General features: G+C 56.6%; 15 protein-coding genes. 7 read left to right on the top strand and 8 right to left on the bottom strand.

What is annotated here, in order from left to right; all coding sequences use genetic code 11:
- Positions 1 to 149: 149 nt before the first annotated feature.
- The 6 genes from PVA19_RS14515 to PVA19_RS14490 form a co-directional block, all read right to left on the bottom strand.
- Complete coding sequence (locus PVA19_RS14515) at positions 150 to 569, bottom strand: hypothetical protein (RefSeq protein ID WP_274103065.1); 420 nt, start codon at positions 567 to 569, stop codon at positions 150 to 152.
- Between the two features lie 21 nt (positions 570 to 590).
- The gene (locus PVA19_RS14510; protein ID WP_274103064.1) at positions 591 to 1,061 is read right to left on the bottom strand and encodes a hypothetical protein; all 471 of its coding nucleotides are present in this window, start codon (positions 1,059 to 1,061) and stop codon (positions 591 to 593) included.
- Positions 1,058 to 2,755, bottom strand: coding sequence for a hypothetical protein (locus PVA19_RS14505; protein ID WP_274103063.1), 1,698 nt, complete (start codon positions 2,753 to 2,755; stop codon positions 1,058 to 1,060). Before PVA19_RS14505 ends, PVA19_RS14510 begins: the two co-directional genes overlap by 4 nt.
- Positions 2,756 to 3,179: 424 nt before the next feature.
- Positions 3,180 to 5,360, bottom strand: coding sequence for a hypothetical protein (locus tag PVA19_RS14500; protein ID WP_274103062.1), 2,181 nt, complete (start codon positions 5,358 to 5,360; stop codon positions 3,180 to 3,182).
- Positions 5,350 to 6,831: a hypothetical protein gene (locus PVA19_RS14495; RefSeq protein WP_274103061.1), complete on the bottom strand. Its 1,482-nt coding sequence runs from the start codon at positions 6,829 to 6,831 to the stop codon at positions 5,350 to 5,352. Before PVA19_RS14495 ends, PVA19_RS14500 begins: the two co-directional genes overlap by 11 nt.
- A 17-nt stretch (positions 6,832 to 6,848) precedes the next feature.
- A complete protein-coding gene (locus PVA19_RS14490; RefSeq protein WP_274103059.1) occupies positions 6,849 to 9,122 on the bottom strand; it encodes a hypothetical protein in 2,274 nt (757 codons plus the stop codon).
- 50 nt (positions 9,123 to 9,172) lie between these two features.
- Between PVA19_RS14490 and PVA19_RS14485 the strand changes: the two genes are divergently transcribed.
- The gene (locus PVA19_RS14485) at positions 9,173 to 9,322 is read left to right on the top strand and encodes a hypothetical protein (protein ID WP_162723035.1); all 150 of its coding nucleotides are present in this window, start codon (positions 9,173 to 9,175) and stop codon (positions 9,320 to 9,322) included.
- A gap of 188 nt (positions 9,323 to 9,510) precedes the next feature.
- On the opposite strand, the gene PVA19_RS14480 is transcribed toward PVA19_RS14485, so the two are convergent.
- Complete coding sequence (locus PVA19_RS14480) at positions 9,511 to 11,514, bottom strand: hypothetical protein (protein ID WP_274103058.1); 2,004 nt, start codon at positions 11,512 to 11,514, stop codon at positions 9,511 to 9,513.
- A 99-nt stretch (positions 11,515 to 11,613) separates the two neighbouring features.
- On the opposite strand from PVA19_RS14480, the gene PVA19_RS14475 reads away from it, so the two are divergent.
- The 6 genes from PVA19_RS14475 to PVA19_RS14450 all read left to right on the top strand — a co-directional run bounded on the left by PVA19_RS14475 (position 11,614) and on the right by PVA19_RS14450 (position 15,948).
- Complete coding sequence (locus PVA19_RS14475) at positions 11,614 to 11,961, top strand: hypothetical protein (protein WP_274103057.1); 348 nt, start codon at positions 11,614 to 11,616, stop codon at positions 11,959 to 11,961.
- Between the two features lie 168 nt (positions 11,962 to 12,129).
- Positions 12,130 to 12,861: a hypothetical protein gene (locus PVA19_RS14470; RefSeq protein ID WP_274103055.1), complete on the top strand. Its 732-nt coding sequence runs from the start codon at positions 12,130 to 12,132 to the stop codon at positions 12,859 to 12,861.
- Between the two features lie 5 nt (positions 12,862 to 12,866).
- On the top strand, positions 12,867 to 13,673 hold the full coding sequence (locus PVA19_RS14465) for a hypothetical protein (RefSeq protein ID WP_274103054.1): 807 nt from the start codon (positions 12,867 to 12,869) through the stop codon (positions 13,671 to 13,673).
- A gap of 93 nt (positions 13,674 to 13,766) precedes the next feature.
- Entirely contained in the window at positions 13,767 to 14,408 is a 642-nt protein-coding gene (locus PVA19_RS14460) for a hypothetical protein (RefSeq protein WP_274103053.1), read from the top strand.
- A gap of 269 nt (positions 14,409 to 14,677) precedes the next feature.
- Entirely contained in the window at positions 14,678 to 15,283 is a 606-nt protein-coding gene (locus PVA19_RS14455) for a hypothetical protein (RefSeq protein ID WP_274103051.1), read from the top strand.
- 119 nt (positions 15,284 to 15,402) lie between these two features.
- Positions 15,403 to 15,948 (top strand): hypothetical protein, encoded by a 546-nt coding sequence (locus PVA19_RS14450; RefSeq protein WP_274103049.1) that lies wholly within the window; start codon positions 15,403 to 15,405, stop codon positions 15,946 to 15,948.
- 44 nt (positions 15,949 to 15,992) lie between these two features.
- Here the strand turns inward: PVA19_RS14450 and PVA19_RS14445 are convergent, their stop codons facing one another.
- Positions 15,993 to 16,511 carry a virion core protein, T7 gp14 family gene (locus PVA19_RS14445; protein WP_274103047.1) on the bottom strand — a complete coding sequence of 173 codons (519 nt, stop codon included), beginning with the start codon at positions 16,509 to 16,511 and terminating at the stop codon, positions 15,993 to 15,995.

Below are 16,511 nucleotides of genomic sequence, written 5' to 3'. Positions count from 1 at the left end.
AGGACGCCCCCAGACATGTAAGCGCGGTTCTGCTGAAAATCTCGATATCCGGCTGAACCAACAGGCACCCACGCGGGCGGTAACGAAACGATACCCCGACCTCGCGCGAGAGAGTTTGTGGTAACTTCTCCAGCCATCGCAAATGCCCGTTATGATAGCGCGAAGAACGTGCCGACAGCCGTGCCCAGAACCGTTTTCGTGACGGCAAGCGGCAAGATAACCGGTGGCCCAGCGATGAAATTCAGTTGCATAGTCGTGCCACCGACCGTGAGCGTCGCCGTGCCGGACGTCGTAATGTTGGCAAGGAACGCTCTCCCGGCTGCACGAGCGGTGTTGTCGACGTAAGCGCCTGCGGCGGTGTAGCCGGTACTTGCTTTGTCGAGAGCGTCCTTGTCTTCTAGGCTGAGCGTCACAGGGACGCCGTTTGAAGCTGACGCACGGCCAGAGGGCAGCGGCGCGGCGGGGTTGCCGGAGGAATCAAGCGTTACGGAAACAACAACCGGCGCACCTGCTTCTTCGCCGCCGGCGCCCTGGTAAACGACGGTGTCGAATTTCTTGTTAAGGCTCATGATGTGACCTTTCTTCTTCGATTAAGAATGTTGAGGAAATTTCTGACCGGGAGACGGCCAAGACAAGGCGTTTGCAGCCGCTTGCGCTTCTTCAATAGTTTCAGAGGATTCGATCGCTGCCTTCGTGGCCAGTCTTGCGGCTTCGATAGCAGCGCTGATAATCTGCCATTGCGAGTAGGCCGCATGAACTACTTGGGCAACCTCCTGCATCGTCGGCGCTGTGATGCCCACCTCTGCGGATAAAAGCGGATAGCCTGAAGCATCTGGATTGGTAGCCGCGATATAGCGGGAAGCCTCGTCCGCCTTTCGCATGTAGGTCATTGCCTGACCGGCTCCTTGTGTGATGTACTTCCGCCGCTCCGCCTCGGCCGTGTCATCAATGCTGGCTTTCAGCCTCGCTTTGAGATCCGCAAGGCTTTCGCTTGAGGGCTCCGGCGTCCACTCTTCTTCGTGGTTTTCGCCATTTAAAGCGTTGAACACTGTTTGCATCATGTCGCTGTCTCCCATTCCGCCCAGACAGTCCCGGCGGTCATTGGAGATGTTCCCTGTATCGTTGTAAGCTGAATGCGATCAAAATCGCCGGGCATGACAATTGAACCTGATTGCCACATGCCAAAGTGGTATCCTCCTGGAGTTGCGTAGAACTGTCCCGTGTAAAGCCACTCACTGGTACCGGGCACTTGCGTGAATGTTATTTGCCCGTTGAGGACTGCCATAGCGCTGTTAGACGCATTCATATCGATGGCTGTGCCATCTGTCGGCAACGCCGCATAACCGGTTTGTTGAGCGATTACCATATAACCACCAGAATAACCGCTAGTCAGTGCCCCGGCAGGGGTTCCAACGCGTATCCGTGGCGTTCCTTGCGGGCTCCCAAATGTCACCCCACGAACGTTGAAGGTGATCCTGCTAACCCCCGAAGGGATACCGGTGTAAAGAAGAGAATTCCCGACCGAGATAGAAACCTTAGCGCCCTTCTTCAAACCGAACGAACTCACAGAGTTTTGTAATACCTGAATATTGTTCAGCAACGCCGCGAGATCGGCCGTGCCTGGTATCAGGTCTGCGGCATAAGCCTTTATCCAATAGGTGAAGGTTTTGTTGATCGGTCGGGTTTCACCGGTCCTCATTGGCAGGATAGGAACACCCGTCGTATACACGGCTGTGATCGCCGTCCCATTGTCATCGTCTGCTCTGGTCCCCTCCCATGCTGGGACGGGCGAAATCACTTTAAATCTGACGCGCGATTGCGTCGGATCGATCGCTGCATAGAGGTCCTGTGTAGATTGCGCCTGTGTAGAGCCAGACGAACGCCCGCTATCCACCACCTGCCCAGACCGCCAGCCACGCGGGAAATATCCGCCCATATCTTCAATGATTGGGTCGCCATTGCCGTTGACGGCCGCGCCGTTGGCGAGAAGGAACGCGCGAAGTTGAGGATAAGCGGACGTGCAGGGCGCGCCGTTGTGCAGAAGGAAGCCAGGCGGCGGCGTATTGCCGTTACCCTGCACCATTATCGTGGCGCCGATCGGCACGCCGAAGACTTCCTGCAGCTTAGCAAAAGTTTGCTTCTTAATCTTCCAGCTGTCGCCGCTATCGGCAAAACCGAATTCGTCAGCGAGAGAGGGCAAGGCTTTCAAGGGCGCTTCATGCACCGCGCCGGACCATCCAGCAATCACGGAATTCCAGATCGCAAAGGTCTTACGGTACCAATGAAAAGCTGAGAAAAGACCTGGAGAAGGCACAACTTCCTGATCTTCCGGCGCATTGGCCCATCGGCCAGCCAGCGTCGCGGAGCCCAAAGCATCCGACGCACTATCTGCGGAATATTCGGCAAACTGGCCTGCCTCATCACGGCTTGTCCTCGCAGCCTGCGAATAACCCTGCGCAGCCGCAATCTGCGTCATGGAGGGTTTTTCCTGCCCAGGCTCAACGGTCAGCGATCGCTCCGTCGTCTCTTTCACCGATTGGATCTGCATCACCATTTGGTCTAGGCGGCGCTCCACCACCTCTGGATAATAGGCTCCCTGGTTTTCCAGCGACGTCTCCTGCGTCAGCGGCAACCGCCGAACGAGCGTCAGCGTCTGACCGGCAAGAAGCGGTGTCGTCTTGATGACGTCGCCGCCGGTCTCGCTGCCGACGCCGGTGACACTATAATCGCCATTGTCGAGAGAGAGATCGGACACGTCGCCGGACGCCGAAATCAGCACGGCGCGGATGTGCTTGGCATCGAGTATCTTGAAACTATAGGGAAAAGTCGTCGTCGTGCCGTTGCCATAGAATGGCCCGGCGACGCTGACTTCGCTTGAAACCGTCATTGTTCACTCCATAGAAAAAGCGCCCTGAAGGCGCTTGTCAGTGTGGGCTGTGTGGGCATAAAATCGAAATGATCCGCCCAATATCGCCGCGGCGTAGGGAATACCGGATCTCCGCCATCATTTCGGACGTTGGGATTGATGGCTCTAGTCATACCGAGGCAACCACTTGCGGCGGATTATCCGCAACAGCATCGGCTCGAAAATCGGTATCGATTTTCGCATAAAGCACGATACGCAAATTCAAGTTTGGGCGTGGTTCCCGCGAGCACGCACAACTCTATCGACATTGCTCTTAGAGCGGCGCCTGAAGTTGAACTGGCTCACTTCGTGGTGCCCCACCACCCGACACAGGCGAGGCCTCGTCAAGCGCAAGGATCGGATCAAAGTCTTCCGTATCACCGAACCCTGCTACCTTGGCCAGGCGATCGCGGGAGATACCGAGCACCATAGCAAGCGCCGCCAATCCGTCACCCTCCGTGGCGTCAACGCTTTTCAAGCTGCGGTTGCTTCGGGAGGCGTCATTCCAGTTTTTCAGGAAAGCGTCGAAGGCTTGGTCCGAAACCGGCGCCATCCCCGCGCCTCCCTCAGCCTGGTCGCCCAGAAAAAACCCGGCCAGTTCCCCGGGCGCGCTTCCATCCCCCGCCAACCCGCCTTTCCCAGCCTCGATAATCACCCTTGCCAGAACCGCCGGAAGAGCAATCCCTGCCAGATAGATGGCAAACAGGCGCGGTGCGCCCATGTATCCGAAGCTCTGCATGATGGGCTGAAGATCTCCACCCGAGATTTTGGCTTGGCCATTGAAATAGCTGTAGAACAGCGTGAACAGGCGGGCGAAAGCAGTCCCGGTCTCTGTCGCGAAAGGGCTTTCCATACCGTGGATAACGAGACCGTCCGCCGCCGCCACAGCCTTTTCCTGCGCCAAGCCTTGCTCGATTGTCTCGTCATAGGCGGCATGCCAGAGAACAAGCTCAAGGGCACTCCGCGTCCCCCGCAGCAAAATGTCGCCGTAGATGCCGGCCTTCTCGCTGATTAAGCCGCGATCACTCGGCTTGAGGATCGCATCCTGAACACGTCTCTCCATCTCCCGGCTGCCACGCGTCATCCGCGCTTGCATCACGGAAGACAACCGCGCCGCCTCGTCTCGCATGGCTGCGCCCTCACCCTTTCTACCGAAGCGAAGCAGCGCCGCCTCCAGACGGCCGGACGACACGTCGCCCAGCATGGAAGAGTGGGAGCATGCCGCGGCGGTCGCGCTGACGATATCGAGCATCATGCTGCGAACCCCCGCAAGCCCACGGATTGCCCGCACCCCATGAGACAACGCCCGCCCCTCTGCCGTTGTTGGCTGCACCTCAGCCACCGGCTGGCGAACCATGCGCAGCCAAGGCGCTATCATCGTGTCGATCATATCGGGCGAGATCTCTTCCAGTACCACCAGAATTTCCGGCCTGTTCACGATCCGCCCAATCTGCTGCACCACGGGTTCGAGATGGATGAATCTCAAGAGTTGATCCATATGCGCCGCAAGCATCGAACACTCCAGGTCCAGCGGCCGCGCGTCTTTCGCCTCACCCTGTCGGGTAAAGGCAGGAGCAATGGTCGGAAACATCTCCGCCGGGTTCCGCCCGCCATTATCCACACCAGCTCCTTGTTCGAACACCGCCGGCACGAAACCGCCGGCATAGGTGCCGAACGGCGTCTTGAGGGCGGCAGGCACCACCTCCCTGAAAGAGAAGCCGCAGATCTTGCGGTGCGCCTCCTGCCCTGGGCGCTTCAGCCTCTCCATCACATCCCAGATGGCCTGCGCCGCATCATAGTCCGCTTTGGCCAAAATGCCTTCGCGCCACATCCTTGCAAGAAAGCGCTCCCATCCGGCCTGCCAGCCACGCCCGGCTAGAAGCTTGCGTTTATTGCTGTCATTGCCGGTGTGCAAAAGCGCATGAAACAGCTGCCCCTTGTTCTCAAATGTATATCCAAGCTCCGGGGCGCCGATCGCCGGCCCCAGAAGTTCGGCCTGGCGCTGCTCGATAATGGCGTGAAGCGCGCGGAGATGAGCAGCCCTGTCTTGCTTGTAGCGCTCAAACGCCTGCCGCACCGGCTCGACGATGAAACGCGAACAGAGCCCCGCCTCGCCCCCATCCATATCCTGTGCCCAGAGCTCAACCGGCCGCTGGGCCGCCTCAACGGAAAGTGGCGTCACGGCCCCCACTCCAAGCGCCTTCAGCCTGCCTCGCAGATCCGCGTTCTGGCCCTCGCTGCGCTCCGCCATAGCCGCCAAAACCGAGCCAAGAACAGTGTCCAGATCATGCCGCTCGCCATCGATCTCGATGCTCCTTGCGCTCCGGCCAACCTCCGTGACATTGTCGATCGCATCGTGAACGGCAGCGAATTCCGAAACGGTCAGATCGCCAAACACCTTTTCATCGGCGTTGGCGTAAACCTCCGTCGCCTGTGAAAGCACGTCATAGGACAAGATCGTCCTCCTTCATTTGCTCAAGCCAGCCATCCAAGTCGAACCGGACAGGTTTGCTCGCCAGGCCAAATTTTGCGGCAAGCGCACGCACGGCTTGGCTATGATCCGCCTCAGCGCCGCCCGCCCGCTCGTCATCCATCGCATCCAAGGTCGCCATGCGGTCGATCAGCGCCTCAAGCTCGTCTGCCTTGGCAGAGGCCGCCATATAGAAATGGCACGCCATCAGCTGTCGCCGTTTCGCCTCCGCCGCTTGGCTCAGATCATCCTTGGCAAAGGCCTCCGCCGCCTCGGCGGCGCCCTTGCGCTCGGCCGCAAGGTGGCGGTCGGAATCCGTCGCGCTGGACACTTTCAGCGCGCTGAACAGCCGGTGGACATTGCCCTCCAACTCGTAACGCGTCGTCACTTCGCCGCCCGAAAGCTGGCTCAGCGCATTCAGCTCCGCCAGCAGAAACGCGCGCCGCTTGTCCCCATGCAGCGCCTTCAGCGCCTCTTCTTCCAACTGGCCATCCAGCAAAAGATCGCCATGACGCTCAACCATCGTCCGCTCGGTCAGAAGCTCGATGGCAAGTTCGATAGGACGCGCCCGCACCAGCGCCTGCAGAAACGTCCGGCCACTATCAAACCCATACATGCCGGCGGCAATGTCGGGGTGAATGCCCTCACGTCCGGCAAAGGCATGGGCATGGTCCAGCTCGTCCTCACCTCCATCCGGCTTGGAAGAAAGAGGCTTCAAACCAAAGTCCCGCTCCAGAATATCCCGGTCGAGCTTGATCCGCCCCACCGGCTTGTCATCGAAATCGGTGCCGAAGCGCAATGTCTGAATGGCCTGATAGATCGGCACGGCCTGCAAGCTCCGCGTCGATATCGCCTTCACCGTCTCGCGCTCCTTGCGATACCAACCCTGGCGCGCGAGAAAGATCGGCTTCATCACCTGACGCCGCAGTTTTTGATGCGCCTCATCATCCGCCGCTTCATGAAGCCGACGCAAGCGCCGGTGCTCATCCGCGGAAAGCCCCGCCGTCTTCCCGCCCGTAAACAGCATGCCCGCAGACATGTCGTCGCGCGCCTCTTCGATTGCCGCATGTGTTGCCAGCATCCGCAAAAGCACGTCGCGAATGTCAGGAGAAAGCGTCAAATCAAGATCGCGCAATGCTCCATAGACATGCAGAAGCCACTCGGCGAAATGCTCGAAAACAGTGCGAAGAGCCACCGAAGGCGCCTCACCCTCCAGCAGATACATCTCGAAGGCCTGGGCAAACTGCGCGTGGATCGCACTTTCGTCAGCACCAGAAACCTCCCGCCCCCAGTCGCGCAGGGTCTCACCCATCTCCTGCACATCGGCGTCCGTCCGGCCAATTTCAGGAAGCGTTTCCAGAAAATACCGGCTCGTCCCGCGAAGAAAGGCGGCAAGCTCAGCACTTTCAAAAAGCCGAATGAGGGATGGGTTTTTATCGGGTTCAACAGTATCCATCGAATCCCTCCTTGGATTTATCGTCCGTTACGGTTCAGCGTTTTTCGACGGTCTGACCAAGGCGTCTCTGTCGGAACTGCGGGACCTTGCCTGTTGAAAATCTCAGGTGAAGGACTAGGCGATTCCAGCCGGCCGGCAGGTGCGGTGGATGACTGCAGCACCCTTTTGAAACGCTCCATAGGCATACTAGCTGCAGCCGTGGATGGGGGGATTGGCGCAGACGGTGCTTGCGTGCTTTGCCGATTGCTGTGGTCATTCTCACTATGGGCAGGAGCCGCAGCCGTCTGCGCGTTAAGACCATCTTGCCGGTTGGAAGGAGCACCGGCGGCTTTTCCCGGAACCCCGTTCAAAGCAGAAATTTGTCCTTCACCGACTAAGGAAGCATTGTTAGGGGGATTATCCTTGGAATAGTCTTCCCTTGTCTGACCATTTTTGGCAGATCTAACCCCGCGCGTTGCATCCAGCGCCACAGCACCATACTGCGCCTGCTCCGGAGAGACACCAGAAGCCTGCAGACGCTGAGCGTCCTGCTGACGCTCTTGGTTCGCAATGGTTTGGTTTTTCTCCTGAACTGCCCCCGCAGTCTCTGCGTCACTTTTTGCCTGGGCAGTCAACTTGCTCTCGTTCGCCATAAACTCTTGACCTTCGGCAGGTGTCTTACCGTTGAGGTCGAAACGCATATGTGAGCGCAACGAGACATCGTACTTACTCCCAGCCAGGCTTGCAGCGTACGTTCCGACTGGAAGTTTGATGTCCCCATTGCTTGACAATGCCAAGCTAAACTCAGCCTTGTCCATACCGGGAAGACTCTCGATCACCTTATTCGGGTCATCGCCAAACCTGCGGACAATCTCGTTGAACTTGTCGCCACGAATATAGATCGTCTCTATCGGCGTACCTTTAGTAGCCTTGTTGACGTAATCTCTGAACGCGTCGGGGTCATTGGAACGGACATTGGAAGACGTGGCCTGCTCAGAGATTTCAGCTATAGAGCGCTGAGTTAACTCGGCTTGCTGAGATTGCTTTCCGCTTTCGCCGGTCTTTCCCAGAGTTCCACCGTAGGCTTTTTTTGTTCCCAGCGTGACTAAGCCCTCCGAGAAGCCCATGAGGAAGGCCTGCCCTACGCCCGAGGACAACTCCTTATTCGGGGCGTACAGTTTTTGTGCAATGTAGTTCTGAGCGAACTCTTTGCCGGCCTCCTTAGACCCACCAATTCCTGCCTCCACGGCAACATCGCGAAGTTGTCCACGGAGAGTGGGGCCACCGGAAAACATTCTAACGACTTTGCCGCCCGGAAAAATATCGAACGCAGTTGCTCCGAGGCCTGCAAATGCGGCATTCGTTTGGGTATGTTCATTCGCTTTAGCCATCCGCGCGTTTACAGTGCTTTTCCCAGCATTCACCGCCGCCTGAAACATTATTCCCGCAGTAGGGTTGACGACGGTAATGGCAGCGGCAGGCAAGGTGGAACCCACCTGTTTTCCAAGTGTTCGCCCGAAGCTATTCTCGAAGCCTGGCGTGGCAGGAAGCATCTTATCGCCGTAGTCCTGCATGCTCTTGCCAGCATCCTGCAAACCCTTGGCCAGAGTAGGCTCAAAGATCTTTCGCACATCCGCCTCTGACATGCTGCCGGATTCTACCTCTGAAAGAATATTATGGCCAAAAGCCGGGTTGATTCGCCCCTGATGCGAAATGTCGTATCGCAACTGCGCCCGTTCTTCGGGGGATGCAGATCCGGCTCTAGCTATGCGATCCACAATTGGAGAGGGATCAGATTGGGCCATCAGCTGTCCGACACCCTCTGCGGCAATACCTGATTCTGAAACCACAGCACCCGGCACCGCCTTAAAAAATTCGAGCACGTTTCCCGACACGTTGCCGCGTGAAAATTGCTCCCACCATGAAAGTGCCCTCAGATCGTCTTTTGCGAGATACGCATTTTCAGGGGTTTCAACCCATGTACACAGTAGCGGATTCTGCTGTAGAATTGACTCGTTTTGCTGCTGGGACAGCTCCTGAATCTCAAGATTTCGCTGTAACTCGACAACGGATCGGGGTGGCGCCAATATGTCAGGTATTTTACGTCCTGGGGCGTGCATGTAATCAAGACCGCCTTGAAGCTGTGCGAGCCGAAAGGCTATATAGCGCACAGAGGGGTCGGGCTCTTCACGCCCTCGTTGTCGATATTCTTCTGGGGACATGGGTATCTCGCTTGAAAAAGATGTTTTTTGCAGCACTCTGCGCGGCGGTCGTAACCAAGCTGATGACGGCGCCGCTTGATTGGGATCCATCTAGATTTTCCCAGAGCCCAGGGCGGTTTCTAGGAGGATGGTTTGGAGCCGTGCTCGCCACATTCGCAGTTGGCGCAATCGTTGGTGCGATCGTCTATTTCATCCGGCGCCGTTCAAATGATCCGTGGAAAGGTGCGCTTGCTGCGGTCATCACCTGCGCGCTTTTCCAAGCATTCGTTGTCGCAGGAAAGATCAACTAGTTTGCGCTTGTTGAGCCGACTTAGCGCGAGTGCTCGGTTATCTCGCCTCGGCTCTCGAGCATGAAGATGATGCACGGCTTAGCCAAAGATTATCACCAATCCTGCGCTGAGTGTGACGAGTGCTCTCGCAACGACGCGAAATCAGGTACCCGACTCCAAGGGCCGCAAGACACAGAGGGCGGACAAGTTCAATCGGTGCCAACTTGTTCCATTGCTTCATCCCGATACTGTTTGTCGATCTCGCCTGGAGTTGGCGCTCTCCCGTACTTTCTCATAAGAGCCTTGTAGATCCGCTTTCGATCCTCGATGCCTATTCTTTCGTATTTAGCAACCACCCTGACCTCAGATCCTTCTGGCCGTAAATCATTATCGAACATGAAGCCCTTACCCACTTGGTCCTCATCATCGTCGATCAATTTCATGGGGGAGAGCCAAGATCTCTTCTCGACGTAGGTCACTTCCATGGTGAGCATGTTGATCATCGTTTGTCTCTCGGCAAAGGTCGGGTATTCACCCTTTCGCTTCACCCATTGATCGATTTCATGCTGGAACCTCGCATTAAAGCGGACGATCTTGCTCGCGTCTCTTATTCCCGCAGCTTTTAGCGTTAGACTCGCTTCTGAAAACGCCTGCTTATAAAAGGTGCCATCGCGTTCATCGGTTATCTCCCGGTTAAGCACCGACATCTGCTTGTCGTGCAAATTCTTCCAGTGCTCACGGGAAAGATTGTTGACGATCTCCGGCACCGTCAGATCCACCTTTAGGAATTGATGCGGCTCGACGGCGCTCTTCATTGAAAGTTCATAGTAGAGATCGAGCTTGGACTTAGCCTCAAGGCTCTTCGCCTCCAGTTCCTTGGCGGCATTGACCGTGTCAGGACCGGCTGCAATCTGGACGTCCAGCGCTACGTCTGAAACCGGCCTCCCATTCATAACAGCCTGAAGAACCTCCATCTTTGCCGATCTGGATTTCTCGATCTCTGCGTTCGAAATCACATTTACTTCATTAGAAAAATGCCTTTTCGTGGATGCTCTGACCTCTTCATCTGCAATTTGATTGATGCGTTTCACTGCCTCTGCCTCGGACAGCATGTTGCTCCGCGCTGCAACCCCGTCGCGCGCCGCAACAAGAGTGCTGCCACCACGTCCGAACGCCTCCGGCGCGGTGGAGGATGGATCGGTCTCATAGGGAAACCGCAGACCATATTGTTCGGCATTGTCGTGAAGCCAGTCGAGAACAGGAGCCGGAGCCTGATCCAGCGGCCTCCCCTCATAGGTCAACTGAATGCTGCGCCCACTGGAAGCGGAAGACGCTAAGGCAACAGAGGCGCGTGATGTCGGGTCTACAAAACTCACCCCCAGTCTCTTGCGAATGTCCTCTGGCGCATCTTCGATAAAAGCCTGGGCATTTTTGGCAAATTCGTTGTCAAGCGGAAGCGCGTCCCCGGGTCGATCGGGCTTTGCCGAGATTGAAACGAGAAACGCTTTCGCCCGCGTTGGTCCTCCGCGTTGCGGTTCTTCCTCCGCCGCACGGTTCACGCCATTTGCGGATGTCTGGCCGGACTGAGCCCTCGCGTCCCCACCCTCTGGAGGGTTGCTGCTATCCCTATCCGTTCCGGCATCAGCGGTTAGATTCTGACCGGGGTCGTCTCGCGTGCCACCATTCTTCCCGGAACCAGTCGCAGCCTTTCCGGGCGAAGCCTTATCCACAGCGCCCGTCACAACATCATCAGTCGCACCGGCGGTTGTCCGTTTCTCCGAAACGATCTCTAGGGCAATCTGTTTGCCCTTCTCGTCGATTGCCAAGGGCCTGATCTTGTTCTCCAGGTCCGCCCGCGCCTTCGGGTCCACCTGGGCACTGTTGGCCTTCAGATACTCCATTGCCGCGGTCGCGCCACCAGGCTTTCCAGCCATCGTCATGGCGACCCCGGTGTGAAGTCCCGTCACGAAGTCCATGGACTTGGCCACGATTACCTCCGGCGTCCAGCCGTTCAGCTTACCGAGACTGTAAATTTCGTTGACGCCGGACGCCACGGCGGAATTGATCTGCTCAGGCTTGTTGTACCCGGCGATCGCCTGGTCCTTGGCAAGAGAAAGCCTGCCTTCAGCGGCCTTGCCCACCCACTCCTTCTGTCCCTGCGCCCTGTGCTTGATGGCAGCTTCCAGGCCGGTCGTCACCACAGGAGCGACCATCGCCTCATATCTTCCCGCCGCCAGCGGATCTTTCGGCTCAAAGGTCTTTTGAAGCTTGGCAAGCGCCTCTTCATAGCCGGGATAGCCTTCGACAGCGCTTTGGCCACTCGTGTTGAGATAACCGTTTTCGCCATGCTCCAGCGCAAGCTTTGCCCGCTCGAAGGCAGTCTTGCTGTCCTTGGCGGTCGTGTCGGCCTGAAGGTCGCGCAGCTTGCTGGCAGCCTCGGCCATTTTGCCAAGTCCTTCGCCAAGAGACTGCATGCCCCTACCCACCTGCGCACCAAAATCATTCTCCGAGGCCTTCACCGTCAGTGGCTGTTGGAGGATTGGCCGCGGGGCAACGCTGCCCTGATAAACAGGCACGGCAGCCTGGCGAAAATATTGTCTGACCGGAACCTCAGCCATGGCTCACTCCATAAAAAAGGCGCCCCGAAGAACGCCTGGTAACATCTAATCTCGTTATTTTGTCAGAGCAGGCTGCAGCCAATGGCCTAGCCCTCACCCGCGGCAGGTCTGCGCGTCCTCACCTGTGAGAACACACGCCTAAGCATGTCGCGCAAAAGTGGTCACCGGTTTTGCGATAACGACATGCGACAAGACAAAGATCTAAAGCGTATGAGCGAATCTGAAAGATCGCGACGCACGTTTGGCTCGAAGAAACGACTCGACAGCCTTTTCAACTCCTGCGCAAATATCCAGGTCTCAAACCAATATCGCATTCGAACAGCAGGCCCGCTCATGAAACTGGCAATCGCCGCCCTTCTTCTGGCCTGCATGCCTTTTGCAGCTTCAGCAGAGGACGCCTTCTCGAAGGATACCATCCTGTGGGGCACATTCGGTGAATGGGGCGTTCGTGTCGATACGACCGCCGGCAATGCTTGTTATTTGGGTCGTGTGTACGACGCGGACGTCGTGCTTCGGTTTGGGCGCTACAGCAAGCAGGGCAACTCCGGCCTGTATTTTTCGGTCAACAATCCAAAGTGGAAGTCGCTCAAGCATGGGCAAGAGTATCTCATCGACCTTCAGTTTGGGGATAATGATCCTTGGTCCGCAAGCGCTATGGGAGTCGTGGAGGACGACGATGTAACACGCTCGCTCTTGGTCTCCGGTGCAGATGAAAAGTTCCTCGAAGAGTTCGAGACAAGCGACACAGCCAAAGTTTACTATGATGACAAGGAAATCATCAACCTGTCGCTCAAGGGCGTCACCAAGGCCGTGAGCGAGATGAACGCCTGCCAGAAGAAGACCGACGAGGTTTTGAAGAAACTAAACCCGAAGCCTGAAGAGGCTGAACCTTTCGCCAAAAAATCTCCTGTCGGAGCAGTGGACCATCCGCGCGAGCTGTAACGGCGATGGACTGCGCCACCGCTGAGGACAAGCGGCAGCTTTCGAACTCGATGATAGAAGCAACGCAGACTAGGCAGACAAATGCCGCCACCAATGAGAAACCAGTGATTTTTCAATCGATATTGTCTGGGAAAGCGGTTTTGCTCGGGACCGCACAAACGGCCATTGCACTCGCATTCCTCGCATGCTTGCCAACCACCACACGTGCAGAGACCGAATTGTGGGGACAGGTCGGCGAATGGTCCGTTTTCAATGATCGTCGAGCGACGCACGGTTGCTCGATGTACAGGTCGTTTGGCACAGACGCCTCCATCACCCTCGGCGTCTTACCCCTGGCAGAAGCGCGAGGCGTTTACTTCTCGGTGACACACAACAAATGGACTGTACTTAAACCCAGCAAGAACCTCGATGTGCGTCTTCAGTTCGGTTCATCGGCGCCTATAAAGGCGAAAGCCGATTTCATGGACGATAGCCAGATGCTATTTATTGTGGTGCCGCAGGATACTCAACTTTTCGAAGAGTTCGCAAAGAATAAGGTGCTTCACGTCAAACCCGTAAGCGGAGCGGCCATTGCATTGAAGTTCGATCGCGCTGCCGAGGCGATTTCTGCAATGCTTGACTGCTTGGCAATGGTTACGGAAGACCTTAAAAGCTCGCCGGAAGAGTTTGGTGATCCATTCGCCAAGACGCCAGAGACTGCGACACCGGATGATCCATTCGCCAAGACGCCAGCGGAGAGCACCACGGAGGATCCTTTTGCCAAGCCGCCGGCAACAAGCGCAACGGATGACCCATTCGCGCCCAAACCATGAACCAGCTTAGCGTCAATAGCGGCGGTGCACCGAGCACGATCTCACCGACACGGCGAAACGCCTGGACAGACATTTCAACCCGTGTGCAAATGAATGACCTTCAACCTGGTTCTGATCAACAAGTCCCGCATGAAACAGACAATTGCCGCTTTTCTTGTCGTCCTCGCGCCATTTGTTGCTGTCGCAGAGGACGCGCCCCCGAAAGACTCCACCGTCTGGGGCACCTTCGGTGGCTGGCACGTCTTTATGGACCCTACTCGCGGAAATGCTTGTTACGTGGCCCGCATTTACGGTGAGGGCGTCGTAATGCGATTTGGACGCTTTCGTCAAAAGGACGGCTCTGGACTATACTTGTCCGTCAATAACCCAAGATGGAAATCTCTGAAGGATGATGAGAGATATGCCTTGGAAGTTCAGCTTGGCGATTATGGAATCTGGAAGACGAACGCATCGGCAACAGTGGAGGATGATTTCAACCGCAGTCTCTTGATCGCCACAGATAATGAGATGTTCCTCGAACACTTCCAGACTAGCGACACCGCCACGCTCTTCTACGACGGCAGACAGATCGCTAACCTCTCTTTGAGAGGCGTCGCCAAGGCGATAGCCGAGATGAACGCCTGCCAGAAAAAGACTGACGAGATTTTGAAAGCCCGAAAACCAAAGTCACAGGAAGCCGATCCCTTCGCCAAGGACCCCTCCGTAGAACCATCAGACGATCCCCAAAAATTGTAACACTTGCTGTCTTTGCCCTTATGTCGAGGTCTGATGCACCTGCGGACGACCCCGGGGTCGGGAGGTCAGCCCCTCGACGCTGGCCTCAACACAATCTGACCGGCCAATTAGCCCGATGGACATTGATCTAACGGACGAAAGTATCCTCTCTGCAACCCATCGGGCGCACCCCGTTTCCAAGGCAAAACCACTCGACACGCATTTCGACTCATGCACAAATGCGCAAGTCTCACCACCTTGCCGATAGCCAACATAAAGCAGGCCTTCACATGAAACAGGCAATCGCCGCCCTCCTCCTGGCCTGCATGCCTTTCGCCGCCGCCGCGCAGAACGCACCGGAGATAAAAGACCCGGTCCTTTGGGGCAAATTCGGCACTTGGAGGGTTCAGATGCAACCGAACCTCGACAATACTTGTGTCGTCATGTCTGTGTTTGAAACCGGTCATGAACTGATGTTTTGGCGCTATTTCAAAAAGGGAAAGCCAGGCTTTTTTCTCTCTGTTGGGAATGAAAAATGGAAATCGCTGGTCCACAAGAAAGTCTATTCCGTCAACTTCGAATTCGATGAGGGCATAAACTGGGATGTAGAGACTACAGCCTACGTTCAAGGATCCAACCGTAGACTTATGATGAAATCGAGTTTGCAGGACTTTCTCGACGGGTTCAAGTCCAGCAAAATCGTCAAGATGTTCTATGAGAAGAAGGAGATAGCCCACCTTTCCCTAAGTGGCGTCGAAGAGGCTATAGAAGAAATGGATGCCTGTCAGAAGACGACCGACGAATTCTTCAAAATCTCCAGAATGGAGCCCGACACGTCCGATCCCTTCGCCAGGAAATCTTCCACGCAAGCCTCGGACGACCCCTTCAAACCGTGATTGAGATAGCAGTAGCGTCGATGTGCAGTCGATAAGAGCGATGGTCGAACAGAGCCGTCACAACCGCATCCGGCACAATAACCATCCAGCATGATCAGGCAAACGACATGGACAGGCTCTTGAAACACACCCTCCTCGCCGCTTGCCTTTCCTGCATGCCGTTCAGCGCCTACGCCGATCCGGTCGAGTGGGGAACCTTTGGCAAGTGGTCGGTCAATGTTGAGCCAGATCTCGGCTTCGGCTGCTACGTGTCGCGCCTTTATGAAGACCGCACGATCCTGCACGTCGGTTTCGCTATGCTTCCTGGCAACGCCGGATTTTACGTCCTTCTCAGAAACGACAAGTGGAAGTCCCTGAAAGACGACAAGGCCTATGCGCTCCATCTTTCCTTTGATTCCAAGAAAGCCTTGGAGCTAGAAGCAACTGGCTCAAGCTCATCGCACGGATTGAGCATCGTCACAAAAATGGCGAAGCTCATGGCCCAGTTTGAAACGAGCAGCCAATTGCTTGTGACCTATGACGGAAAGGAGGTTGCGGACCTTCGGCTCGACGGAGCGAAGACGGCCTTCTCACAAATGCGCGCCTGCCAGGACGAGACTGAAAAAATGCTCCGCAACAGCGCCGAAGATGCAAAGCAGCAAGACCCCTTCGCCAAGACGCCTTGACGGCTGAAGGGCTTCGAAAAGCCCCGACCAACAATGGGCGCTCATCACGTCCCCGATTTCGCCTTGAACAATGGACTATCGCCAAACGTCTTGCTCGCTCCGGTCAGCAGCGTGCCGAGCGCTTTCAGGTTGCCGCCCTTGCGGGTGTTCTTGGCATTCGCCCGCGCAAGGCTGGCCTCCGCCCGGCCATTGGCCGCCGCCACGTCGAAGTCATAGGCCTCGTTTGCGGCGTTGCGGCGAATGGTCAGCGCGTCGATCTCGCCAAGCGTTGCGGTATCGACCAACAGATCAAGCGGAGAGCCGAATGTCAGGTCCACGCCATTGGCGGCCATGGCTGCCCTTTGCTGGCCGGTAATCTGCGCGGTCTCCTGGCGCTTCTTCTGCTCTTCCAGCTTGCCGCGGTCCAGTGCGTCACGCGCCCGCCTCTCGGAAAGCCGCACATTCATGTCCGTGACTTTCGCGTTATATTCGGATGCGGCGGCACTTGCCTCCGCCTCCTGTTTTGCGCCGGCCGCACCAATCACGGTCGAGGCGGCGCCAAGGATCAGACCAAAATCACACAT

The sequence above is a fragment of the Agrobacterium sp. CNPSo 3708 genome (assembly GCF_028674915.1).
GTDB lineage: Bacteria > Pseudomonadota > Alphaproteobacteria > Rhizobiales > Rhizobiaceae > Agrobacterium > Agrobacterium cavarae.
This window is presented reverse-complemented; position numbering and strand designations above follow the sequence as displayed.